Source organism: Nonomuraea sp. NPDC005501 (genome assembly GCF_040605905.1).
Taxonomy (GTDB): domain Bacteria; phylum Actinomycetota; class Actinomycetes; order Streptosporangiales; family Streptosporangiaceae; genus Nonomuraea.
Genome location: NZ_JBEXDT010000017.1, coordinates 36,336 through 58,387 on the forward strand (window position 1 = coordinate 36,336; position 22,052 = coordinate 58,387).

General features: G+C 74.0%; 22 protein-coding genes and 1 pseudogene. 10 read left to right on the plus strand and 13 right to left on the minus strand.

Going from position 1 to position 22,052, the window contains the following annotated elements:
* Positions 1 to 6: 6 nt before the first annotated feature.
* The 6 genes from ABZS51_RS12040 to ABZS51_RS12065 form a co-directional block, all read right to left on the minus strand.
* Positions 7 to 1,203, minus strand: a complete 1,197-nt coding sequence (locus ABZS51_RS12040; RefSeq protein WP_310709464.1) for a hypothetical protein — start codon at positions 1,201 to 1,203, stop codon at positions 7 to 9.
* A 21-nt stretch (positions 1,204 to 1,224) separates the two neighbouring features.
* Positions 1,225 to 1,605 carry a Rid family detoxifying hydrolase gene (locus ABZS51_RS12045; protein WP_355438996.1) on the minus strand — a complete coding sequence of 127 codons (381 nt, stop codon included), beginning with the start codon at positions 1,603 to 1,605 and terminating at the stop codon, positions 1,225 to 1,227.
* 9 nt (positions 1,606 to 1,614) lie between these two features.
* On the minus strand, positions 1,615 to 2,691 hold the full coding sequence (locus ABZS51_RS12050; RefSeq protein ID WP_355438998.1) for an alanine racemase: 1,077 nt from the start codon (positions 2,689 to 2,691) through the stop codon (positions 1,615 to 1,617).
* Between the two features lie 44 nt (positions 2,692 to 2,735).
* Positions 2,736 to 4,283 (minus strand): amidohydrolase family protein, encoded by a 1,548-nt coding sequence (locus ABZS51_RS12055; RefSeq protein ID WP_355439000.1) that lies wholly within the window; start codon positions 4,281 to 4,283, stop codon positions 2,736 to 2,738.
* Between the two features lie 98 nt (positions 4,284 to 4,381).
* Positions 4,382 to 7,582, minus strand: a complete 3,201-nt coding sequence (locus tag ABZS51_RS12060; protein ID WP_355439002.1) for a DUF4153 domain-containing protein — start codon at positions 7,580 to 7,582, stop codon at positions 4,382 to 4,384.
* Positions 7,579 to 8,262: a response regulator transcription factor gene (locus tag ABZS51_RS12065; protein WP_310709469.1), complete on the minus strand. Its 684-nt coding sequence runs from the start codon at positions 8,260 to 8,262 to the stop codon at positions 7,579 to 7,581. The genes ABZS51_RS12060 and ABZS51_RS12065 overlap by 4 nt, the downstream gene beginning before the upstream one ends.
* 149 nt (positions 8,263 to 8,411) lie before the next feature.
* Here ABZS51_RS12065 and ABZS51_RS12070 point away from each other — a divergent pair, with 149 nt between their 5' ends.
* On the plus strand, positions 8,412 to 9,068 hold the full coding sequence (locus ABZS51_RS12070; RefSeq protein ID WP_355439004.1) for a protein kinase: 657 nt from the start codon (positions 8,412 to 8,414) through the stop codon (positions 9,066 to 9,068).
* A 129-nt stretch (positions 9,069 to 9,197) separates the two neighbouring features.
* Positions 9,198 to 9,389: a hypothetical protein gene (locus tag ABZS51_RS12075; RefSeq protein ID WP_310709471.1), complete on the plus strand. Its 192-nt coding sequence runs from the start codon at positions 9,198 to 9,200 to the stop codon at positions 9,387 to 9,389.
* A gap of 27 nt (positions 9,390 to 9,416) precedes the next feature.
* Here the strand turns inward: ABZS51_RS12075 and ABZS51_RS12080 are convergent, their stop codons facing one another.
* Positions 9,417 to 9,737 carry a DUF3817 domain-containing protein gene (locus ABZS51_RS12080; RefSeq protein WP_355439006.1) on the minus strand — a complete coding sequence of 107 codons (321 nt, stop codon included), beginning with the start codon at positions 9,735 to 9,737 and terminating at the stop codon, positions 9,417 to 9,419.
* Positions 9,738 to 9,741: 4 nt separating this feature from the next.
* The gene (locus ABZS51_RS12085; RefSeq protein WP_355439008.1) at positions 9,742 to 10,521 is read right to left on the minus strand and encodes an SURF1 family protein; all 780 of its coding nucleotides are present in this window, start codon (positions 10,519 to 10,521) and stop codon (positions 9,742 to 9,744) included.
* Between the two features lie 103 nt (positions 10,522 to 10,624).
* Between ABZS51_RS12085 and ABZS51_RS12090 the strand changes: the two genes are divergently transcribed.
* Positions 10,625 to 10,807 (plus strand): hypothetical protein, encoded by a 183-nt coding sequence (locus ABZS51_RS12090; protein WP_310709474.1) that lies wholly within the window; start codon positions 10,625 to 10,627, stop codon positions 10,805 to 10,807.
* A gap of 167 nt (positions 10,808 to 10,974) precedes the next feature.
* Here ABZS51_RS12090 and ABZS51_RS12095 read toward each other — a convergent pair whose 3' ends face one another.
* Positions 10,975 to 12,738 carry a gamma-glutamyltransferase family protein gene (locus ABZS51_RS12095; RefSeq protein WP_355439010.1) on the minus strand — a complete coding sequence of 588 codons (1,764 nt, stop codon included), beginning with the start codon at positions 12,736 to 12,738 and terminating at the stop codon, positions 10,975 to 10,977.
* Positions 12,739 to 12,834: 96 nt separating this feature from the next.
* Between ABZS51_RS12095 and ABZS51_RS12100 the strand changes: the two genes are divergently transcribed.
* The 4 genes from ABZS51_RS12100 to ABZS51_RS12115 all read left to right on the plus strand — a co-directional run bounded on the left by ABZS51_RS12100 (position 12,835) and on the right by ABZS51_RS12115 (position 17,050).
* The gene (locus ABZS51_RS12100) at positions 12,835 to 13,968 is read left to right on the plus strand and encodes a histidine kinase (RefSeq protein WP_355439012.1); all 1,134 of its coding nucleotides are present in this window, start codon (positions 12,835 to 12,837) and stop codon (positions 13,966 to 13,968) included.
* Positions 13,968 to 14,615 (plus strand): response regulator transcription factor, encoded by a 648-nt coding sequence (locus ABZS51_RS12105; RefSeq protein ID WP_355439014.1) that lies wholly within the window; start codon positions 13,968 to 13,970, stop codon positions 14,613 to 14,615. Before ABZS51_RS12100 ends, ABZS51_RS12105 begins: the two co-directional genes overlap by 1 nt.
* A 51-nt stretch (positions 14,616 to 14,666) precedes the next feature.
* Positions 14,667 to 16,160 (plus strand): ATP-binding protein, encoded by a 1,494-nt coding sequence (locus tag ABZS51_RS12110; protein WP_355439016.1) that lies wholly within the window; start codon positions 14,667 to 14,669, stop codon positions 16,158 to 16,160.
* 128 nt (positions 16,161 to 16,288) lie between these two features.
* Positions 16,289 to 17,050, plus strand: a complete 762-nt coding sequence (locus ABZS51_RS12115; RefSeq protein WP_355439019.1) for a class I SAM-dependent methyltransferase — start codon at positions 16,289 to 16,291, stop codon at positions 17,048 to 17,050.
* On the opposite strand, the gene ABZS51_RS12120 is transcribed toward ABZS51_RS12115, so the two are convergent.
* On the minus strand, positions 17,016 to 18,263 hold the full coding sequence (locus ABZS51_RS12120; RefSeq protein ID WP_355439023.1) for an isoprenylcysteine carboxylmethyltransferase family protein: 1,248 nt from the start codon (positions 18,261 to 18,263) through the stop codon (positions 17,016 to 17,018). The genes ABZS51_RS12115 and ABZS51_RS12120 overlap by 35 nt on opposite strands.
* Positions 18,260 to 19,150, minus strand: coding sequence for a hypothetical protein (locus tag ABZS51_RS12125; protein WP_355439026.1), 891 nt, complete (start codon positions 19,148 to 19,150; stop codon positions 18,260 to 18,262). The genes ABZS51_RS12120 and ABZS51_RS12125 overlap by 4 nt, the downstream gene beginning before the upstream one ends.
* A gap of 81 nt (positions 19,151 to 19,231) precedes the next feature.
* On the opposite strand from ABZS51_RS12125, the gene ABZS51_RS12130 reads away from it, so the two are divergent.
* On the plus strand, positions 19,232 to 19,882 hold the full coding sequence (locus ABZS51_RS12130) for a TetR family transcriptional regulator (protein WP_355439029.1): 651 nt from the start codon (positions 19,232 to 19,234) through the stop codon (positions 19,880 to 19,882).
* A gap of 397 nt (positions 19,883 to 20,279) precedes the next feature.
* Positions 20,280 to 20,483, plus strand: a complete 204-nt coding sequence (locus tag ABZS51_RS12135) for a hypothetical protein (RefSeq protein WP_355439032.1) — start codon at positions 20,280 to 20,282, stop codon at positions 20,481 to 20,483.
* 292 nt (positions 20,484 to 20,775) lie between these two features.
* Here the strand turns inward: ABZS51_RS12135 and ABZS51_RS12140 are convergent.
* Both ABZS51_RS12140 and ABZS51_RS12145 read right to left on the minus strand, forming a co-directional pair.
* Positions 20,776 to 21,076 (minus strand): annotated as a pseudogene (locus tag ABZS51_RS12140) (IS5/IS1182 family transposase); the annotation flags it as partial.
* A gap of 7 nt (positions 21,077 to 21,083) precedes the next feature.
* Complete coding sequence (locus ABZS51_RS12145) at positions 21,084 to 21,584, minus strand: MarR family winged helix-turn-helix transcriptional regulator (RefSeq protein ID WP_310711342.1); 501 nt, start codon at positions 21,582 to 21,584, stop codon at positions 21,084 to 21,086.
* Between the two features lie 83 nt (positions 21,585 to 21,667).
* Here ABZS51_RS12145 and ABZS51_RS12150 point away from each other — a divergent pair, with 83 nt between their 5' ends.
* Positions 21,668 to 22,051 carry a hypothetical protein gene (locus ABZS51_RS12150; RefSeq protein WP_355439035.1) on the plus strand — a complete coding sequence of 128 codons (384 nt, stop codon included), beginning with the start codon at positions 21,668 to 21,670 and terminating at the stop codon, positions 22,049 to 22,051.
* Position 22,052: the final 1 nt, after the last annotated feature.

Sequence of the window (22,052 nt, forward strand, 5' to 3'; positions counted from 1 at the left end):
CCCGCGTCAGTGGGCCTCCGCCAGGGCGGCCGGGATCCGGTCCAGCACCGGGTGGGGCGCCAGCCCGTACGCGTAGAAGTCGACCGCCGCCGCGCCCGCCGCCTTCGCCCCGCGGGCCTTGGCCACGAGCCGGTCGGCCGAGTCGCTGTCGGGGTGACCCGGCCGCAGCACGGCCCGCACCTCCCGGTCCTTGCCGACCGAGCGCAGGTAGGCGCCCACGTCGTCGGCCACGCGGGCCGCGTCGCGGGCGTAGGCGAGCACCCCGAAGGCCGGCACGAGGTCGCCGAGCGCGACCAGGTCCACGCCGAGCTGCCAGGCGTCGTGCGCGGCCAGCCCAGGGGTGGGCAGCCCGTCTGTGTACCCCTTCACCGCGCCGGTCGAGTCGACGAACACCAGCCGGGCCCCCTCGGCCTCCACGGCAGAGGCGACCTCGGACACCAGCGTCGTCACGGTCTCGGACCTGGCCCGCGCGTAGGCCACCACCTCGGGCCCGGCGTAGGCGGTGAGCGCGGCCCGGGTCACCTCGCCCTGCGCGGGCGCGTCGCCGTCGAGCACGCGCCCGACGATGCCGGCGCACTCCTCGCGCGCCGCCTCGGCGTTGACGCCCAGGTCCGCGGCGCGGCGCATGCAGTAGTCGCAGAAGCACAGCCCGAACAGGTACGTGTCCATCGGCCCGAGCGGCACGAACGACCGCTGCGCCCGCAGCGGGTTGAAGTGCAGCGCCTCGGCCACCACGCTCTCGACGCCGAGCCGGGCGACGGCGCGGGCCAGCGCCACGGCGTAGTCGCGCACGTCGGGGTGTCCCGGGCACAGGTCGGCGGGCGAGCCGCGGTCGCCGAAGCAGTCGCGCACGGTCACGTCCGGGTGGCGCAGGCCGAGTGTGGCGTTGCGCAGGAAGACCGTCCAGCCGTGCAGCTTCAGCCCGCGCTGCGCGCACGCCTGCGCGAGACCCGACAGGGCGTCCTGGTGGCCGGCGGGCGGCTTGAGCCGCAGCCCCGCGAACAGCTCGGGCGGCGGCGTGAAGTGGGCGGCGTCGTGGCGGACGGTCAACCGGGACAGTCCGTGCGGGGTGATGTCCTGACAGGCGTGGTGCACGGCGCCGACGGTGACGCCGGTGACGCCGTAGCCGCTGATCCTGTCGAGCACCCGCTCGACGCCCTCGCCTCGGAGATCCTCGACGAAGACGTACACCGAACTGTCCACGAGCCGACCTTACAATCCTGGTTAGGCGCTCTTGTGCGCGACGAAGTCGATCTCCACAAGGATGTCCATCAAGTCCGATCCGACCGTGGTCCGCACGGGGTACGGGCGGGAGAAATACGACTGGTACACCTCGTTGAAGGCGGCGAAGTCGCGCTTGAGCTCCTGCAGATGCACGGTCGCCTTGATCACGTCGTCGAACCCGAGCCCGTGGGCGGCCAGGATCGCCCCGAGGTTGCGCATCGTCTGGTGCGTCTGAGCCGCCACGTCGTCGCCGACGATCTCGCCGGTGTCCGCGTGCAACGGACCCGCGCCGGAGGTGTAGACGAAGTCGCCGACGACCAGGCCCTGGGAGTAGGCGCCGACGGGCGCGGCGCCTTCGGTGGTCCGCAGCTCGCTCTTCATGGGTGCTCCTCAGAAGTGAGTCGTGATCTCGCCGACGATACGGTAGTCACGATCGACGACCGGCAGCACCCGCCACTTGTCGAACGCGGTGCACGGGTGCGAGATGCCGAAGGCGAGCAGGTCACCGGGGCGCAGCCCGTCGGCCTGCACGACGGTGTGCTGGTCCTGCATCCGCGTCACGGCGACGCCGCCGCGCTTGGGGACGGGCAGGCCCTCGTCGTAGGGGGCGTCGCGCTTGCCCATGCCGACGACGGCCATGCCGGGCTCGGGGGCGGACAGCACGTGCGCCCAGACCTCCAGCGCGGGCCGCAGCTCGCCGTCGATGCGGTTGAACGGCGTGCGCTCGCGGTAGTAGCCGTCGTCGTGGGTGACGTAGGCGCCGCTGCGCAGCACGACGGTGGCCTTGGTGGCGACGAGCTCCCTGCCGATCACGTCGAACCACTGGCTGCCGCCGACCGACAGGATCGGCTGCCTGAGACGCACGTGCTCGACGGCGTCCTGCAGCTTCAGCAGGTAGGCGCGGACCTCGTCGGCGCCGGCCAGCCCGCCCTCGTACCCGGCGATGCCGGCCAGCTCCACACCGTGGCTCTCCTGGACGTACCGGACGACCTCCAGCAGCTCCTCCAGCGACCGGCAGCCGGCCCGCCCGCCGTGGTGGCCCAGCTCCACCAGCACCCTGAACGGCCGGGGGCCGGCGTGCTTGGCCAGCAGGTCCACCCCGGCGGCCGAGTCCGCGAAGCTCAGCAGCTCGAAGCCGGGGTCGCGGGCCAGCTCGGCGGCGGCCCACGCCAGCCCGGCCGGGTCGACGAGCTGGCTGGCCACGATGATCCGCGAGGCGCCGAACGAGCGGACCGCCATGGCCTGCCGCGGCGTCGCCACGGTGAGCGCCCACGCGCCCGCCTCCAGCTGCAGGGCGGCGATCTCGGGCGACATGTGCGTCTTGACGTGCGGGGCGAGCTCCATGCCGTGGTCGCGGGCGAACGCGGCCATGGTGGCGACGTTGTGCTCCAGCGCCTCGCGGTGCACGACCATCAGGGGGAAGGGCAGGCCGCCGTCGAAGATCGACCGGCCTGGGGCTTGCTGCACGACGTCTCCTCTGTCCACGTTCTCGGGTGTCACGGGCGCCGCCATCAGGCGCGCAGCGCCCGGCCGGGCGTCGCGCCGGTCGGCTCGCCGCCCGCCAGCACGGGCACGCCGGACACGAGCACATCGTCCACCCCTCCGGCGAGCGTACGGGGTGCCTCGTACGTGGCGCGGTCGGCCACCGTGGCCGGGTCGAACACCACCACGTCCGCCGCGAACCCGGCCCGCAGCAGCCCCCGGTCCACGAGCCCGAAGCGGCGCGCCGGGTGCGCGGCGAGGTGGACGGCGGCCTGCTCCCACGTCCAGTCCCCCAGCTCGCGCACGTGCCTCCCGAGGAAGCGGGCGAACGCCCCGAACCCGCGCGGATGCGGATGACCGCCCACGTAGATGGCGTCGGAGCCGCCGGTCTGGGCCGGGTGGCGGAGCATCCGCCGCACCGACTCCTCGCCCTCGGGCCCCTCGTCCGGCCGGGCCGACACGCAGCCGGCCTCCAGCCGGGTCTCGACGAGCAGGCGCCGGCAGAACTCGGCCGGCTCCACGCCCGCCCGCTCGGCGGCCTCCACCATGTTCAGGCCCTCGGCCCACTCCAGGCCGGGCGCGTGCGAGACGGTCAGCCGCGGCCAGGTCTGCGCGAGGCCGGGCCACCAGGCGTCGAGCTCACCGGAGGTGAGCATCTCCAGGGCCCGGTCGGTCTCGGCGGCGGGCACGTCCGGCGGGAGCACCACCATGGCGAGGATCGTGCTGCCGCGCAGGTACGGGTACGTGTCGAAGGTCAGGTCGACCCCGGCGGCCAGCGCCTCCTCCACGAGCGGCAGCAGCACGTCCGCGGGGCCGTGCAGGTGGGAGACGTGGACGGCCGCGCCGGACCGCGCGGCGATCTCGCTCACCTCCGCCATGCCGACCCCGGCGCGGGCGCCGTAGGCGCGCATGTGGGTCACGTACGGCAGGCCGCCGAGCGGCACGCACAGCGCGGCCAGCTCCTCGGCGGAGGCGTACCGGCCGGGCAGGTACTCCAGGCCGCTGGACAGCCCGACGGCACCCTCCGACAGGCCGCGCTCGACGTGGGCGAGCATCCGGCGCAGCTCGTCCGGCGCCGGGGCGTCCGGTGAGGGACCCATGACGTCGTAGCGGATGGTGCCGTGGGGCAGCAGGTACGCGGTGTTGAGGGCGACGGCCCGGTCGTAGGCGTCGAGCAGGCCGGCCACGCTCAGCGGGCCGCCGGCCAGGGAGCCGGGCAGGGGTCCGTTGACGGCGGCGAAGTAGCGGGCGGCGTAGGCGACGGTCCCGGCGGAGCCGGGGGCGTACGAGAGGCCGTCCTGCCCGAGGACGAACGTGGTCACGCCCTGCCGGAGCGCCGCGAGCTGCACGGACGGGTCGAAGACGGTCGCGTCGCCGTGCGCGTGGCAGTCGACGAACCCGGGCGAGACGAGCCGGCCGGTCGCGTCGATCACGGTGGCGGCGCTCGCGCCCTGAGCTCCGTCGAGCCGCCCCACGGCCGCGACCCTGTCGCCGGTGATCGCGACATCGGCCCGGTACGGCGGGGCGCCGGTGCCGTCGAGCACCCGGCCACCGCTGATGATCACATCGAAAGCCACCCAAGGATTAAACCCGATCTCCGGCCCCTCCGGCCCGCACCACGATCGCGGATCCGTCGCCCTCACCGCGGACGCGGGCCGGGGAGCCGGGGAGGAGGTCAGTCGGACGTCCGGGAGGAGACCTGGGGGCAGGAGGTGGCAGGCCGGATCGGGTGCTCGGCGAGGAGGGCGCGGGCCTGCGCGCGGGAGAGGTTCCAGCCGTTCCACGGGTCCGGGTCCGCCAGGTCGTCGGCGGCCACCAGGTCGGCCAGCACGCAGCTGCGTTGCGGCTCGGGCAGCCGGTCGAGCGCGGGCACCGCCTCGGCCCCCAGGTCGCCCAGGTAGTCGGAGTCCAGCTTGGCCACCCCACGCACCGCCACCTGGGTCTGCGCCACCCGCAGGTCCGGGTTGACGAACGCGAAGCCGGCCAGGGCCAGCCCGGTGACCAGGACGACCGTGCGGGGCAGCCAGGCCGAGCCGCGGCCCGCCAGCCGTACCGCCCCGGCCAGCAGCACCAGCGCGAACACGGCGCCCAGCCACCACAGCGTCGCCTGCACGGACAGCCGCAGCCGGGACAGGCCGTACGCGTCGGTGTAGAGGGCGAGCCGGTGCAGCGCGGAGGCGAGCACCACCATGGTCAGCGCGCACAGCACCCCGAGCTGCCCGGCCAGCAGCCACCGCTCGCGCCGCCCGGTCCGCACCACCCCGGCCGCCACGGCGACGATGCCGAGCACGAACACGCTCACCACGACGAGCTGGAAGAACCCCTTCCTGGCGTACTCCGCGTACGTCAGCCCGGCCGTCCTCAGCACCCACGCGTTGCCGCCGAACAGCGCGGTGATCTGCACCGCGACGAACGCGGCGAACAGCAGGTTCACGGCCGTCAGCGGCAGCAGCCACACGCTCCGGCTCAGCGTCAGCTTGGCCCCGGGACCGGCCGGGTCGTTGACGGGCCGCAGTGCCACCAGCACCACGGCCGTCAGCAGCGCGCCCACGAGCGCGAACACGACGACGCGCAGCGGCAGCGTGTCGGCCCAGTCGGGGGTGGCGGTCAGGCGCCGCGCGTACGAGGCGAACACGCGGTCGGCCGACGCGAACAGCACCCCGAACACCGCCAGCAGCACCACCGTGATGCCCAGCCCACCCAGCACCGGCAGGATCCGCCGGCGGGAGGTGAGCCGCTTCACCGGCTCCGCAAGGAACCACGGCACCGGAGGCAGCGCCAGCAGCACCGACAGCACGCCCCTGATCGCGCCGAGCCAGCCGGCCCCGGCCCCGGACACCGCCAGCGCGGCCAGCCCGGCGCCGGCCACGAGCAGCACGCCGACCAGCCAGTCGGCGTCACGCACGGCCGCCATGGCGATCAGCGTGTACGCGACCAGGGCGTACGCGCACGTCCACGGCGTCATCCGCCGCAGCACGGCGGGCATGGCCGCCGCGCCCAGCACCACCGCGACCAGGACGACACCGAGGCCGATCTGGGCCCCGGGGAGGGCCACAGCGCCGAACACCCCGGCGCCGGCGGCGGCGGGCAGCAGCCAGCGCGGCGTCTCGGGCAGCTCGGGACGAGGGAAGAGCGGCGGGGGGACGTAGGCGGGAGGCGGCGCCTGGCTCCCGGAGGGCTGGGGCGTCGCGGATGCGTGCCCGGAGGGCTGGGGCGTCGCGGGCGCGTGCCCGGAGGGCTGGGGAATCGCGGGTGCGTGCCCGGAAGGTGGGGGCGCTGCCGCGGGTGGCCGGCCAGAGGGCTGGGAGGCCGTGGTGCCGTACGGCCCGCTCGGGTGAGCGGCGGCGACGCCGCGCCGGGGAGTGCCGCCGATGGACGCGCCCAGCGCTCCGGCCAGGAGCGTGCACAACGCCAGCGTGGCCAGCGCGAACCCGCCGCCCACCGCGAAGCTGACGAACACGGCCGCGACCACGCCGACCATGAACCCGAGGAGCAACCCGAGGAGGGTGCCCGTGACAAGCCGCGCCAGCCTCTCCCCGGCCCCGGCCCCGGCCAGGGCTCCGGCTCCGGGCACGGGCACGGGGAGAGGCGCGGGCGCCGCGACCGGCCCGTCCGAGGACCCGGACGGCCCGGGCGGCCCGGGCGGCCCGGACGGCCCGGGCGGCCCGGACGCCCCGGGCGGCCCGGACACCCCGGCTCGTACGGGCTCCGGCGCGCCGGTACCGGCCCCCGCCGGCACCGGCGCCCCGACCTCCGCGACCGCGCCCGTCCCGCCGCCCTCGGACGCCGGGCCGAGCCCGGCACCCCCAGGAGCCGGTACGGGCGCCGCGGCCTCGAAGCCCCCCGAGGCCCGGTCCGGTCCGGTGGCGCCCCGTCTGTCCCCCATCGTGGTTCTCCCTGGCAGCTCGATGATCATGTGACAACCCGCGCCGTCCGCGATACGGACGTCGCCCCCGTGCAGTTCGACGATCTCCTTGACGATGGCCAGCCCCAGACCGGCCCCGCCGGCGTCGGCGGCGCGCGCCGCGTCCAGCCGCGAGAACCGCTCGAACACCCGCGACCGCGCCGACGCCGGGATGCCCGGCCCCTGGTCGGTGACCGTGATCCGGGCCCCGTCCCCGCGGGCGGTCCCCGCCACCGTCACCACGCCCCCGGGCGGGCTGTGCCGTACGGCGTTGTCGAGGAGGTTGGCCAGGACCTGGGCCAGCAGGTCGGGGTCGGCGCGCACCACGAGGCCGGCCGCGGTCCGCGGCACGATCCGGACGTCCTCACGGGCCAGCGCCGCCTCCCGCACGGCCTGCTCCAGCAGCGGGGCCAGCTCGATCGGCTCCGGCTCGATGAGACGGGCGCCGGAGTCGAGCCTGGACAGGTCGAGGAGCTGGGCCACGAGCCGCCCGAGCCGCTCGGTCTGGGCCAGGGCGGTGCGCATGGTGTCGGGGTCGGCCGCGGAGACGCCGTCCACGACGTTCTCCAGGACGGCGCGCAGGCCGGTGATGGGCGTGCGCAGCTCGTGGCTGACGTTGGCGACCAGCTCCCGCCGCTGCCGGTCCACCTCGCCGAGGTCGGCCGCCATCGCGTTGAAGGCCCTGGCCAGCTCCCCCACCTCGTCCCGCGAGGTGGCGCGGACGCTCAGGTCGTAGCGGCCCTTGGCGACGGTCTGCGCGGCGCGGGCCATCTCGCGCAGCGGCCTGGTCATGCCCATGGCCAGCAGCTGCACCATGATCAGCGCGAGCACCACGGCGACGGCGATCCGCAGCTCGCGGGACAGGCCGGAGTTGATGCCGACCTCGTTCACCACGAACGCGGTGCCGACGGCCAGCACGATCACGATGCCGAGCTTGACCTTGATCCGGCCCAGGAAGTCGAGCGGCCTCATCGGCGCACCAGGGCGTACCCGACTCCGTGGACGGTGCGGACCACGTCGGAGCCGAGCTTGCGGCGCAGCGCCCGCACGTGGCTGTCCACGGTCCTGGTGGCGGCGGCCTCGGAGAAGCCCCACACGTCCGACAGCAGCCGGTCGCGCTCGAAGACCTGCCCCGGCCGCTCGGCCAGCCGGCGCAGCAGGTCGAACTCGGTCCTGGTGAGCTGCGCCTCCGTGCCGCGTACGAACACCCGGCGCGCGGCCGTGTCGATCTCGACCTCGCCGACGCGGATGACCGTGTCCTCGGCCGCGAGCTGGGTGGCGCGCTCGACCCGGCGCAGCAGCGCGTGGATCCGCGCGACCAGCTCGCGCATGCTGAACGGCTTGGTGAGGTAGTCGTCGGCGCCCACGCCGAGCCCGACGAGCACGTCGGTCTCCTCGCCGAGGGCCGTCAGCATGAGGACGGGCACGGGCCGGGCGGCCTGCATCCGGCGGCACACCTCCAGCCCGTCGAGCCCCGGCAGCAGCCGGTCGAGGATCACCAGGTCGGGCTCCGCCCTGCCGTACTCGGTCAGGGCCGTCTCCCCGTCCCCGGCCACGCGGACGTCGAAGCCCTCCGCCGCCAGCCGGTCGCGGACGGCCCGCCCGATCGTCTCGTCGTCCTCGACCAGGAGGACCCGTCGCCGCTCTGCCACGGACGAAAGCCTAGGAGTGCCCCGTGCAGACAGCACTCCCTGAAACGTGCACATCCGGTGCAGACACCCCGCGCGGTCCCAGCTGTTCATACCCGGCTCACCGGGATGATGGCCGGGGGCGCCGCCTGGCCGCTATCGTCCACCTCGGGATGGGGAAGACCACGAGGCTCGCGGGGCGCTACCGGCTGCTGAACCCCCTCGGCGGGGGCGCCGTCCGGCTGGCCTTCGACGAGCCGGCGCACCGCGACGTCGTCGTCCGCGAGGTGCGCGTGCCGCCGGGACTGCTGGACCGGGCCGTGCGCGACGCCCGGCGGGTCGCGGGCCTGCGGCACGGCTGCCTCGTGCCGACCGTGGACGCAGTCGTCGAGCACGACGCGGTCTGGGTGGTCATGGAGTTCGTCTCCGGGGCGTCACTGGAGCGGACCGTCATGGCGCGCGGCCCTCTGCCCGCGACGCAGGCCGCCCGGGCCGGGGTGTGCGCGATGGCGGCGCTGTCGGCGGCGCACGCGGCGGGGATCGTCCACGGCCGGGTCAATCCGGGCAACGTGCTGCTCACGCCGACCGGCCGGGCGCTGCTGACGGGGTTCGGGCTGCCGCAGCCGGAGCTGCGGCCCTCGGCCGACCTGTGGTCGCTGGCGGCCACGTTGCACTTCGCCGTCGAGGGCAGGCCGCCGGGCGCGGCTCCGGCCCCGGGCACCGACCCGCTGCGGTCGCTGATCCGCGCCATGCTGGACCCGGCCGGGCCTCCCCCGGCCGAGGAGACGGCCGAGACGCTGCTGAGCCTGGCCGTGGACGGGTCCCCGTAGAGCACGATGTCCGAACGATTTGCGATACATCGCGATTCGGAACCCCGATGCGCTCCCACTCGTTGGACCGGCGACGCAGAATATGTGGAAGAGGCGGGGCGCGCGCTCCGCGTTCGGAGGATGTAGGGGATGTCGCCAGTCCAGAAGTACGCCATCGGTGCCGGCGCCGCCGTGCTGCTCTCGCTGATCTTCCTGCCGGGGTGGCTCACGTTGCTGGTCGTCCTGGGCGTGGTGGCCGCCCCGGTGGTCGGCTACCTGATGCTCGACCCCTCGCAGCGGGAGAGGCTCAAGCGCGCCCGCAGGCGCGGCATCGGCCACTGAGCCGGCCCGGCGCGGGCGGCGGGGGTCTCAGGCCCCCGCCGCCGGAGCCGCGGCGAGCTGCGCGTGCACCCGGTGGGTGACGCGCCGTTCCACGAAGAACGACAGGAACGGCACGGTGCCGCCGAGCATGATCCCCAGCATGTACGGCCAGCCCCACCGGGCCTTCATGCCCAGGTTCATGACCGCGACCAGGTAGATCATGTAGAGGAAGCCGTGGATGGGCGCCACGAACTTCGAGATGCCCTCGATGCCGAACCCGTACCTCAGCACCATGGCCGCGCACAGGATGAGCAGCATCACGCCGACGCAGTAGGCGAGCACCCGGAAAGGCTTCAGAGCCGATTCCACCGTTTCAACCTTCCAGAACCATCTCAGGGGACTTGCGGTGTTCCCGGTCCGTACGCACGGCGTCGCGGACGAAGTGGAACCACATGAACACGGCGAACCCGGCGAAGATCCACCAGTTGGCGGCGTAGGCGAGGTTGCGCCACGTGAGGGTGCCGCCGACGACCGGCGGCGCGATCTTGACCTGCGTGAGCGCGCCCGACGGGGGCTGGGCGACCAGGAAGCCGTCGCGGAGCTCACGGCCGGTCCACACGTTGATGAGCTGGCCCGTCGACACGGTGTCGACCTGCCCCGCGGGCAGCTCGTCGGGCCTGCTCTGCACGCTGTCGGTGCCCTGTGACGGCCGGAGCCGGCCGGCCACGGTGACCTGGCCGGTCGGCACGGCCATGGCCGGGCCGCCGGGCCGGGCCGTCCAGCCGCGGACGACCGGCATCAGCGTGCCGTCGTCGAGGCGGAGCGGCGTGAGCACCCAGTAGCCCCGGTCGCGGGAGACCTTGCCGCCGGGCGCGTCCACGTCGGGCTCGCGGTCGACGACGAGAAGCTGGAGCGAGGCGTCGTAGACGCCGGTCGCGGTGACGCGCCGACCGGCCGACATGCCGTCCATCTGCGCGCCGACCCGGGCGAGCGTGGTGACGGAGACGGGGGCGGGGTCGTTGGCGACGTGCGGCTTGCCGGACTCCTGGAAGACCCCGAGCTGCCAGCGGCCGAGCAGGATGAAGGACACGAGGACCGCCACCGTCAACAGGTGGAGCCCCAGCATGCGGGGCGAGAGCACGGTCCTGAGCATGCTTCAACGCTATCCGGCGATGGGACCGGTCCCGTACTCAGGCTGCCTACCGATCACGTAAAAGGCGCAAAATGCCGCAGGTGATCCCGCTAGGCTGCTGCCCATGTCTGAGCAGCACCAGCAGCCCATCGACCCGGCGGGCACCACGCAGCAGTTCCGTGCCTTCGCGCAGCGCTCCGAGCAGGAGGCCGCCCCCGCGCCCAAGAAGTCCCCTCTCGTACCCATCATCGCGGTGGTCGCGGCCATCGTGGTCATCGGCGTCGCCGCCTTCCTGCTCCTGCGCTAGCCCGGCGGCTCTCCCGCACGGCGCCGACGGCCGGCCGACGACGACGGCCCTCGGCGCTTTTCGCGCGCCCGCGAGCACTTCGCCGGCCGGCGGCGACAGGATGGGGGGCAGGCGGCTTCGAGCCCCGGGCGCGGAAGGTGATCCCCCCGCGCCCGCGAGCTGATCCGCTAGTCGGCCGGCCGGACGACCAGGGCGCTGCCACCGCCCCGCCTGACCGGCTCGGCCACCGCCTTCACCCTGCCCTTCCCGGTGAACTCCAGCGCGGTCGCCGCGCCGATCTCGGCCACGCTCGCGAAGCTGTGCCTGCGGGCCTCCAGCTCGCTTTGGTGGGCTTGCAGGAAGGCGGGCTCGGCCTGCGTCTGCGCGGTGTTGCGCTGCGAGGCGCGGGGCGCGGCCACGGCCTCGGGCAGGCTCATCCCCCACACGTACCGGTTGAGCAGGATCTGCAGCACGGTCGTGATGATCGTCGCGCCGCCGGGCGAGCCCACCGCCATGATCGGCTCGCCGTCGTCGAACACGATCGTGGGCGCCATCGACGAGCGCGGGCGCTTGCCCGGGCCGGGCAGGTTGGGGTCGCCGGGGGCGGGGCCGAAGGTGAAGTCGGTCAGCTCGTTGTTGAGCAGCACGCCCCGGCCCGGCACCACGATGCCGTTGCCGCCGGTGGACTCGATCGTCAGGTTGTAGGCGACGACGTTGCCCCAGCGGTCGGCCACGACCAGGTGCGTGGTCTCCGGCCCCTCGGCGGCGGTCGGCGTGGACGTGCCTTCGGGGCTCGCGCACGCCTGGTAGTCGCCGTCCGGGGCGCCGGGGGCGACCGGCGAGGTCATCGCCAGCGAGCCGACGAGGCAGGCGCGCTCCTTGGCGAAGCCGTCGGACAGCAGCTGCTTCAGCGGCACTCCGGGGATGTCGCCGACGTACTTGTTGCGGTCGGCGAAGGCGAGCCGGGACGCCTCCAGGTACTCGTGCAGGCCGGTGTCCGGCAGCGCGTCCACGACGTTGAGCGCCTCGCCCACGGTCGAGCCGCCGGAGGAGGGGGGTGCCATGCCGTACACGCGCAGGCCCCTGAAGTCCACGCGCGTCGGCTCGCGCAGCAGCGCCCGGTAGTCCCGCAGGTCCGACAGCTCCATCAGGCCGGGGCGGACCTTGCGGGTGACCCCGGAGGCGACGGGCGGCTGCTTGACGGTGGCGACGACCTCCTTGCCGAGCTGCCCGCCGTACAGCCAGTCGGGGCCGCGTCTGCCCAGCTCACGGTAGGTGGCGGCCAGGTCCGGGTTCCTGAAGACGGAGCCGACGGGCGGTGGCGCGCCGTTCGGCAGGTAGAGGGCGGCGGTGGAGGTGATGTCCTTGAACCTGGCCAGGTTGGCCTGGGTCTGGTCGAAGAACGTCTGGTCGACGACGAAGCCCTGGGACGCCACCTCGATGGCCGGCTTGAGCGCCTGCTTGAGCGAGATCGTGCCGAACCGGCGCAGCGCCAGGTCCCACTGGGCGACCGCGCCGGGCACGCCCGCCGACAGGCCGCTCGTGACGCCCTCCTCGAAGGGGATGCCCTCGAACGTCGTCGGGGTCATGGCCCTGGGCGCGGTCTCGCGGCCGTCGATGGTGTGCACCTTGTGGTGCTCGGCGTCGTAGAACACGATGAAGCCGCCGCCCGTCAGGCCGGCGGAGTACGGCTCGGTGACGCCGAGCACGGCGCCGGCCGCCACGGCCGCGTCGACGGCGTTGCCGCCCTTCTTGAGCACGGCGATGGCGGCTCGGCTCGCGTCGAGGTCGACGGTGGAGACGGCCCCGCCGTACCCCTCGGCGACGGGCGTCTTGCGGGGGGCTGTGGAGGTGGCTCTGGAGTCGATGGTCGGAGTTGCGGTGGCCAGCGCGGGCACGGCAGTGACCAGCGTGATGACGATCGCTGCTGCTGGAGCTATCACACGGCGCATGCTCTCCACGATGGCCCAGGTACGCCCGTCGCGGTAGGGCCCCCTCCCCCGGTGGACGGACGCGGGCGGCGGACCGGCTGCCCTAGCGTGGATCCCGTGCGCAAGTCGTCCGAATACGCCCCCTTGCTCGGGCTCGTCGTCGCGGTGGCCCAGGTGGTGATGTCACAGGGGGCGGCGTACGGGCAGATGGAGACCAGAAAACCGCTGGACGCGCTGGCGTACGCGCTGCTGCTGGCGGGGCCGGCGGCGCTGGTGGTGCACCGCAGGTTCCTCGTCCCGTCGTCCGTCGTCGTCCTGGTCGCGACCTACGCGTACACGTGGCTCGACTACCCGCTCGGCCCCGTCTACCTGGCGCCGACGATCGTCCTGTTCACCCTGGTCCTGCGCGGACGGCGGCCGGCGGCGTGGACCCTGGCCGCGATCACACTGGTGGTGTTCCTGGCGTACGGGCACCTGGGCCCCGCCCGCTGGCCGGGCCTCTTCCACGACCTGGCCATCACCGCGTTCATCCTGCTCGTCATGGTGGTCGCCGAGCTGGTGGGCATCGTGCGCGAACGCCGCGCCCAGCAGCAGCGCGCGGCCGAGGAGGAGGCCAGGCGGCAGGCCAGCGAGGAGCGCCTGACCATGGCGCAGGAGCTGCACGACGTGCTGGCGCACAACATCTCGCTCATCCACGTGCAGGCGTCGACCGCGCTGCACCTCATCGACGACAACCCCGACCAGGCCCGCACCGCGCTGGCCACGATCAAGACCGCCTCCAAGGAGGTGCTCGGCGAGCTGCGCTCCGTGCTCAACGTGCTGCGCGAGGGCGCGCCGCGCTCCCCCACGGCCGGGCTCGACCGGATCGACGAGCTGGCCGGGCGCTGCGGGCTCGACGTCACGGTGCGCCGCGAGGGGGCCCGGCCGCTGCCGCCGCAGGTGGATCGGGCGGCGTACCGGATCGTGCAGGAGTCGCTCACCAACGCCGCGCGGCACGCTCCCGGCGCGCGGGTGACGGTCCGGCTGGAGTACGGCGAGAGCGAGCTGGCGCTCACGGTCACCGACACCGGCGCGACGACGGCCCCGGTGCTGTCGGCCCACGGCAGCGGCAACGGCATCCCCGGCATGCGCGAGCGCGCCTCCGCCCTGGGCGGGACCCTGGTCGCCGGCCCGTCCGGCACCGGCTTCCAGGTCTCCGCCCGCCTCCCCGTCCCCCCGCTCCCCGGCCCGACACCCTCTGAGGACACGTGATGATCCGCCTGCTGCTGGCCGACGACCAGGCGCTGGTGCGCGCCGGCTTCCGCGCGCTGCTGGACGCCCAGCCCGACATGACCGTGGTGGCCGAGGCAGCCGACGGCGCGGAGGCGGTGCGGCTCTCGGCCGAGCACCGGCCCGACGTGGTGCTCATGGACATCCGCATGCCCGGCACCGACGGGCTGACCGCCACCCGGCAGATGCCGGAGGGGCCGCGCGTCATCATCCTGACGACGTTCGAGCTGGACGAGTACGTCTTCGAGGCGCTGCGCGGCGGCGCCAGCGGCTTCCTCGTCAAGGACACGGAGCCGGCGGAGCTCATCCAGGCGGTCCGGGTGGTGGCGGCGGGCGAGGCCCTGCTGTCGCCCAGCGTGACGCGGCGTCTCATCGCGGAGTACGCCTCGCGCGCCAAGGAGCCGATGGCGACGGAGCGGCTGAGCCAGCTCACGGACCGGGAGCGCGAGGTGCTGGCACTGGTGGGGACCGGCATGACCAACGACGAGATCGCGGCCAAGCTGTTCATGTCCCCGGCCACGGCCAAGACCCACGTGAGCCGCGCCATGATGAAACTCGGCGCCCGCGACCGGGCCCAGCTCGTGGTCATCGCGTACGAGTCGGGCCTGGTCCGACCGGGCTGGATCTGACAGTCAGCCCAAACCCAGTTAGGCTAACGGGATTTTGATTAGCAGGTGGGGGTGAGCATCACCAAGCCGGACGCGGTGTTCGGCCGCACTCACGAGTGGGACGACCTCACTCGTTTCGCGACCGACCCCACGCCGGGGCTCCAGATCGGCGTGGTACGGGGCCGGCGCCGCCACGGGAAGTCCTTCCTGCTGGAGCATCTGTGCGAAGCGGTCGGCGGCCTCCACACGCTGGCCCTCAGGCAGAGCAGGACGATGGCTCTGGCCCGGTTCACCGAATCCCTCGCGCAGACCGTCGGATACCGCCTCGGTGTCTTCTCCGACTGGGTGCAGGCGCTCGACACGGCGGTGGAGGTGCTCTCACGCGGAGCTCAGGACGGCCCCCCGCTACTGGTGCTGGACGAGTTCCCCTACCTGGTGGACCACTCTCCCGAGTTGCCGTCCGCGATCCAGGCGCTGTACGACCGGCGCGGCCCGCGCAAGGGGCACCCCCCGGCCAAGCTCATCCTGTGCGGCCCGGCCATCTCCGTGATGTCCACGCTCCTCGCCGGGGACCAGGCTCTACGGGGACGTGCGGTGCTCGATCTGCGGATCGGTCCGTTCGGCTTCCGGGACGCGGCTGACTACTGGGAGGCGGAGCCCGGAACCGCCTTCCTGGTGGACGCCGTGCTGGGCGGGGCTCCGGGCTACCGCGACATCGTGGGCGATGCTCCCGGAACGGGGGCGGAGGCGTTCTTCCGCTGGCTGGAGCGGACCGTGCTCAACCCGTCGCACATCCTGTTCACCGAGCCGGACTACCTGCTCGCCGAGGATCCCCGCATCGGGGACCGCGCCATCTCTCACGCGATCTGGCAGGCGGTCTCCGGCGGCGCCTCGTCCCCGACGCAGATCGGGGGGCTGGTGGGGATGGATGCCAAGGCCCTGACGTACCACCTGAACATCATGAGAGATGCCGCTTTCATCTCCTACGGCCAGGACCTCCTCCTGCAACGCCAGCCGGTCATCACCGTCGCCGACCCCGCGGTCCGCTTCCACAACCTCATCGTCCAGCCCAACCTGATCGACATGGAGCTGCGCCACGCGCGCCCCGCGTGGGAGCGGTCCAGGAAGACGTTCTCGGACAAGATTCTCGGGCCGCACTTCGAGGAGATCGCGCGCTCCTGGGTTCGGCGGCACGGCGCCGAGGCGGGACTGGACGACGTCGGCCAGGTGGGCACGACCGAGGTGGCCTGCCGCGAGCACCGCGGCCACGAGGTGGACGTCATCGCGCTCAGCCGCTCAGCCGTGGCACGCGCGCGAGGAGGCCGGATCACGGTGCTCGGCGAGGCCAAGTGCACGGCCAGGCAGCGCACGCTCGGAGATCTCCTGCGGCTGGAGCACATCCGCGATCTCCTGACCGCGGCCGGCTGGAACGCCGCGGAGACGCGGTTCGTGCTGTTCTCACGCAACGGCTTCTCGCCCGACCTGCGCGGGGCCGCCGCCTCGGAACGGGTCCATCTGCTCGACCTGGACAGCCTGTACGGGGACGCATCAGTAAGAGCCTGCTGACGAAGGTTTGAGTGCTCGTGGGGTGCGGTGACGGATCAGCCAGGCGGGGTTTCGTGTTGCATCGCCCCTCGGCCGTACGCGGGCAAAAGCGGTTGAGGTGCGGGCCGGGGGGTTGAGAGGCTGCGTGGATGGGACGCTCGTTCGATGATCTGGTGGCCGAGGCGGAGGCGGCGCCGGTCGACGGCTGGGACTTCTCCTGGCTCGACGGCCGCGCGAGTGAGGAGCGCCCCTCCTGGGGCTACTCGCGGCTGCTCGCCGAGCGCATGGCGCGGGCGGCGGCGGCGCTCGACATCCAGACGGGCGGTGGCGAGATCCTGGCGGGGCTGCCCGTGCTGCCGCCCGTGACGGTCGCCACCGAGTCCTGGCCGCCGAACCTCCGGCTGGCCGCCGCCCGGCTGCGCGAGCGGGGCGCGGCGGTGGTGGCCGACGACGAGGAGCCGCGCCTGCCGTTCCGAACCGGTGTCTTCGACCTGGTGACGAGCCGCCATCCGGTGCGGACGTGGTGGGCGGAGATCGCCCGCGTGCTGCGGCCCGGCGGCGCGTACTTCTCGCAGCAGGTGGGCCCGCGCACGGTGTTCGAGCTGGCCGAGTTCTTCCTCGGCCCGCTGGACGGCTCCGGCCGCGACCCGGAACGGGCCAGGGCGGAGGCCGAGGCGGCCGGGCTCACCGTCGTCGACCTCAGGGCCGAGCGGCTGCGGATGGAGTTCCGGGACGTCGGCGCGGTGGTCTACTTCCTGCGCAAGGTGATCTGGATCGTGCCCGGCTTCACGGTCGCCCGCCACCGCGCGCGGCTGCGCGACCTGCACGAGCGCATCGAGGCCGAGGGCCCGTTCGTGGCCCACTCCAGCAGGTTCCTCATCGAGGCTCGTAGAGCCGTCGCTCCTGGGTGAGGGTGCGGGGGCCGCCGCCGAGGGCGTCCACGCAGAGCTGGGCGAACCAGGCGACGCCCGGCAGCCCGAGCAGCCATCCGGCCAGCGCCCAGCCCAGGTGGATGTGGGTGAGCGCCGACGCGAGCGCTCGCACCCCCTCCGCCGTGACGCCGTCGGCCCGCTCGTAGGTGATCCGGCGCAGCCCGCGCGGATGGTCCTCGGCGGCGGCGACCGCCAGCGCGACGGGCGTCCGGCGGGCGAGCCACCGCCCGACCGGCGCGCACTGCCCGCACGTCGCGGCCACGTGGACGACCGCCGCCGGCGGCGCGGCCGGCCGGAAGCGGGGCAGCCACGGCCGGACCGCCCGGCGGTACGCCCGCCACTCCTCGCCGAACCGCGCGTCGAGCTGCTCGCCCTCGTGCCAGGCGGCCAGCCCCGCGCCGTACGCGAACGCGATCGCCGCCGCGCCGAGGAAGGCCACGTCGAGGGTGGCCAGCAGCAGGTAGCCGCCGGTCATGGCGGTCTGCATCGGGTTGCGCACGTACGCGTACGGCCCGCCGGTCACCAGCCGCCGCGGCGGATCGTACGGCAGTGGCGTGCCCCGGCCGGAGACCGCGAACTCGCGCACCGCGGCCAGCCCGAGCAGGCCCGGCACCGCCATGGCCTGGGCCAGCAGGGCGAGCGCCCAGGCGGGCTGCCGCCACGCCCCCGTCAGCAGCAGCGGCAGCACCACCCCGAGCCCGCCCGCGAGCACCACCTGGGCCGCCGCCCGGGCCCGCAGCCGGCGGCTCGTCCACGTCCAGCGGGCCACCAGCAGCCCCGGCACCAGCGCGCAGGCGACCGCGGCCGACTCCCCCAGCAGCCAGTCCGGCCCGAGCACCAGCACCGGCCCGGCCATGGGCATCAGCGCCAGGTCGAGCCAGGCCAGAACGGCGGCGGTGAGCGGCACGGGCGCCCCGGGCACCGCCAGGGCCGGCACCGCGCCCCACAGCAGCGCCCACCCGAGCAGCAGGTCGACCGGCACGCCCAGCGCCACGGCGCCCTCCGCGTGGAAGCTCCACCAGCCGAGGTGGAGGGCCAGCGCGTTGACGCCGCTCAGCGCGAGCACGTTCCAGCCGGTGGCGAGGAGCGCGCCGGCGATCCGCGGCTCCTCGGGGCGCCGCACGGCGACGACGGCCGCCACGGCCAGGACCGGGCCCATGAGCGCGACCGCCCTGATCAGCGCGGCGCTCATCGCGTGAACGTCTCGGCCAGGTAGCCGGCCGCCTCGCCCAGTCCGTATCGCTGGAGGGGACCGAAGTACCAGGCCGGGTCGAAGGTCCGCCGGTAGCGCAGCGACACGGTCAGGTCCGAGCGCGTCCACGCGAACCGGGCCTCCTCCAGCTCCAGCCACCGCGCCAGCGTGCTGTCCGCCACCACGTCGAACACCACCACGCCGGCGGCCCGCTCCTTGACCCGCAGCGTCATCGAGCGCGGCTCCAGGGCGGCGCCGATGCCGAGCGACCGGCGCGGCGTGAAGGTCACCCGCCGCGTCGCGCCCACCTGGAGCCCTTGCCCCTCGGCCGTGAGCGGGCGGGGGAAGCCGAGGCGCAGGAACGCCGACTCCACCCCCCGGAACACCGGCGCCGCCGCCAGCGCCGCCTCGACGTCCGCGCCGCCGGTGGCGCGGGTGGCGCTGACCACGTTCTCCCTGGGCAGCGAGGTGGCCCCCGTGGCGCCCTCGCTGACCACGGCCAGCAGCAACGGCGCCACCAGCAGGTTCACCCCGGTGCCCCGCCGGCGGCCCCAGTCGACGAGCAGCCCGACGAAGAGCCCGACCAGGTAGAACAGCGGCGCGGCGAACACCAGGCAGACGATCCCCTCGCCCAGTAACGGCCCGGAGACGGCCAGCCCGATGGTGATCACCGCCATGATCAGCCCGGTCGCGCTCTTCGGCCGGGCCGCGAGCGCCACCGTGATCGCGATGACGGCGGGGATGCCCACGTAGAACACCGCCGTCTGCTCCAGGTGGCCGGGGTGCAGCACCCGGTAGGCGAGGAACGCGGCGAACAGGGCCGCGAGCACGCCGGCCAGCACGCGTCGCGACCTGCGCTGATGAACGGGATCCGGCTCGGCGGACATCGGCCACTCCTTGAGCGATCGGTTTAATCAAGTGATTAAACCGTATGATGAGCCCGACGGAACGTGCAAGAGGGAAGGCGCATGACGAAGCAGGCAGGGGCGGAGACGCGGGAGCGGCTCATCGAGGCCGCCGCGGAGACACTGCGCACGGAGGGCTACGCCGGCACCAGCGCCCGCACCATCGCCAAGGCCGCGGGCGTCAACTCGGCGCTGGTCTTCTACCACTTCGGCGGCGTGGACCCGCTGCTGCTCGCGGCGCTCGACCGGTCCTCCCGGCAACGGATGGCCGCCTACGAGGCCGCCGTGGCCGGCGTCCGCACGCTGGAGGAGCTCGTGGCGGTCGCCACCGAGATCTACCGGGCCGACCTGGAGGGCGGCCACATCACGCTGTTCTCGGAGCTGGTGGGGGCCAGCATCGCCCGGCCCGAGCTGCGCGAGGAGATCGTCAGGCGGTCGGAGCCGTGGATCGCGTTCGTCGAGCGCAGCCTGGAGCGGGTCATCGGCGGCTCCCCGCTGGCCAAGCTGCTGCCGCCGCGCGACCTGGCGTACGCGTCGATCACGTTCTACCTGGGCGTCAACCTCTTCACCCACCTCGACGCCGACCGGTCGCGCACCGAGGCGCTGTTCGCGCTGGCCGAACGGGTGGCGCCGCGCGCCAAGCTGCTCACCGTGCGCCTCCCCCGCCGCCGCGGCGGCGGCGCGAAGGACGAGACCGGGACCGGGGGGACATAAGTGTCACTGGCCGCATCCGGGACGCCACGTTAGGTTGCCGGTAGAGCGGCGCCGTGGCGGCGCCGCCGACAGTGGGGGGACGAGAATGCGGCAGCCCACCCGATCCCATGCCCGGCCGGCGCACCGCGCTCCGCACGCCGCGGACCCGGCCGCGCCCCGCGCCCTCGCCTTCTTCGCCGCCCCCGCCCGCTGAGCGTGCAGGCGGCCGCTCTGCTCGCGACCGGACTCGCCGCCGGTCTGCTCGCGGGCACCGCATCGTGTACGGCGGTCCAGGGCGGGCTCCTCGTGGGCCTGACGGACCGCCGCCCCTCGGGGCCGGAGCCCGACCGGCCCGCCGCGGCGCGGATGGTGATCGGGCAGCGGAGGCGCCGGTGATGACGACGGTGACGGCCTGCGCATGCGTTACGAGTTCGTGGACGACATGAAGGACATGTCCCCGCCCCTGGACATGGAGCTGATCCCGGTGACCCAGACCGTCTTCGCGGCCACGGGGGCGGGCCCGTCCTTCAGCGAGGACTACATGCCCGTCGTCTTCTCCACCCTGGCGGACGGCACGGCCTGCGTGTACGTCGGCATGCGCGCCACCCCCAAGATCGCCTGACGCCGGCGAGGAGACGTACGACCTGGCGGAGGCGATGTGGGCCACCGGACAGCCCGCTCACCCTCGCCGAGCACCCTCCACGCCGGACCCTCACCCGCCACCTGGAGCACTACGCCCGGCGTCGGTGCCATCGCCGCCCACATCGCCGCGCGTAACCACTTCACCGGGAGCAACCGCAGGCGGACGTGACCCCGCGTTCCTGTCCTGGCAGCACTGTGCCTGGCGGCGCTCGCCGACCACGCCACCGGGCTCGGGGCGAGCGTGCACATGCCCCGACTCGGGGTCGACGGCGGGAAATCATCCGCTCGGGGACGGTGCGCCAGCGTCCGTCCCGGCCGTCGGAGTCCTCGGCCGGTTCCACGTCCTGGCCGGCGACCAAAGCCAGCAGGCCCACCGCAGTGGCGGCTTGGTCGTCCAAGGGCTGCTCGGCGGCCGGCTTGGCCGAGGCGAGGATGACCGGCTCGGGCTTGCTCATCGTCCCAGGCGATGCGTGGCTTGCCCGGATCGCCGTAGTCATGGGCGGTGCAACAGTCGGCGGCGACCTGCGCGGCGCCGGGCCCGTGGCGGATCACCCGCCGGATGGCGGCGATCAGTGATCTTCTAGGCGGGATCGCGGTCGTCGTCGGCGATCGCCGCCTCGTACGCGCGCAGGGTGTCGATGAACAGGCGTCGCTCGGCGGGCGTCAGGGGTTCGAGGGCGTGCCGCCAGGCCGCAGCTCCCGGTGCCAGCCAGCCGGCGATGGCGGGCCGCCGGGCGTCGGTGATGCTGACGATGCGGCGGCGCCGGTCGGCCTCGTCCTCGCGTCGCTCCAGGACGCCCTTGCGGCTCAGCTCGCCCACCATGAGGCTGACGGTCGTCGGAGCGACCTCCAGGCGCGCGGCCAGGTCGTTCACGGTCATGGGCCCGTCGAACAGCAGGTACGACAGCAACGAGAGGTGCCGCGGCGCCAGCGCGAGCGACCGCAGCTCCTCGGGGACCTGGATCCGCTTGGCGCGCCCCACCATGCGCGGCATGAGCAGCAACATCGCCCGGATGGCGTCGTCGACCCCGGGCCCCGGCGCCTCCTCGCCGCCCTGCCGGCGCCGTCCGTCGGTTGACATGGCAGATCCCCTCTTTTAGCTTTGGATTCAAATATGCTTTGTGTTCAAAGCTTTAGGTCGTACTCGATGAATGGAGACCTACCATGCCGCACTTCCACGTGCAGATCCGCGAGGAGGCGCTCGACGGTGACGTGGAGCCCAAGCTCATCCGGGCGCTGACCGACGCGGTCGGTGCCGTGTTCGGCGAGCGGCTGCGGTCGCTGGCCGTCGTGGACCTGTTCGGCATCCCGCAGCGCCGCTGGGGGATCGGCGGCGAGCCGGCCGAGGAGACGGCGCCGGTCGTGACGCTGAACCTCCGCGAGGGGGCGTTCACCGTTCCCGGGCTCGGCGACGTCCCCGCCCGGCTGATCGCCGCCATCACCGACGCCCTTACGGAAGTCTTCGGTGAGTCCGTGCGGCCACGCGCGACCGTGCTGCTCGTGGGCGTCCCCGCGGGGCGCTCGGGAGTCGCCGGCGAGCCGGTCTGAC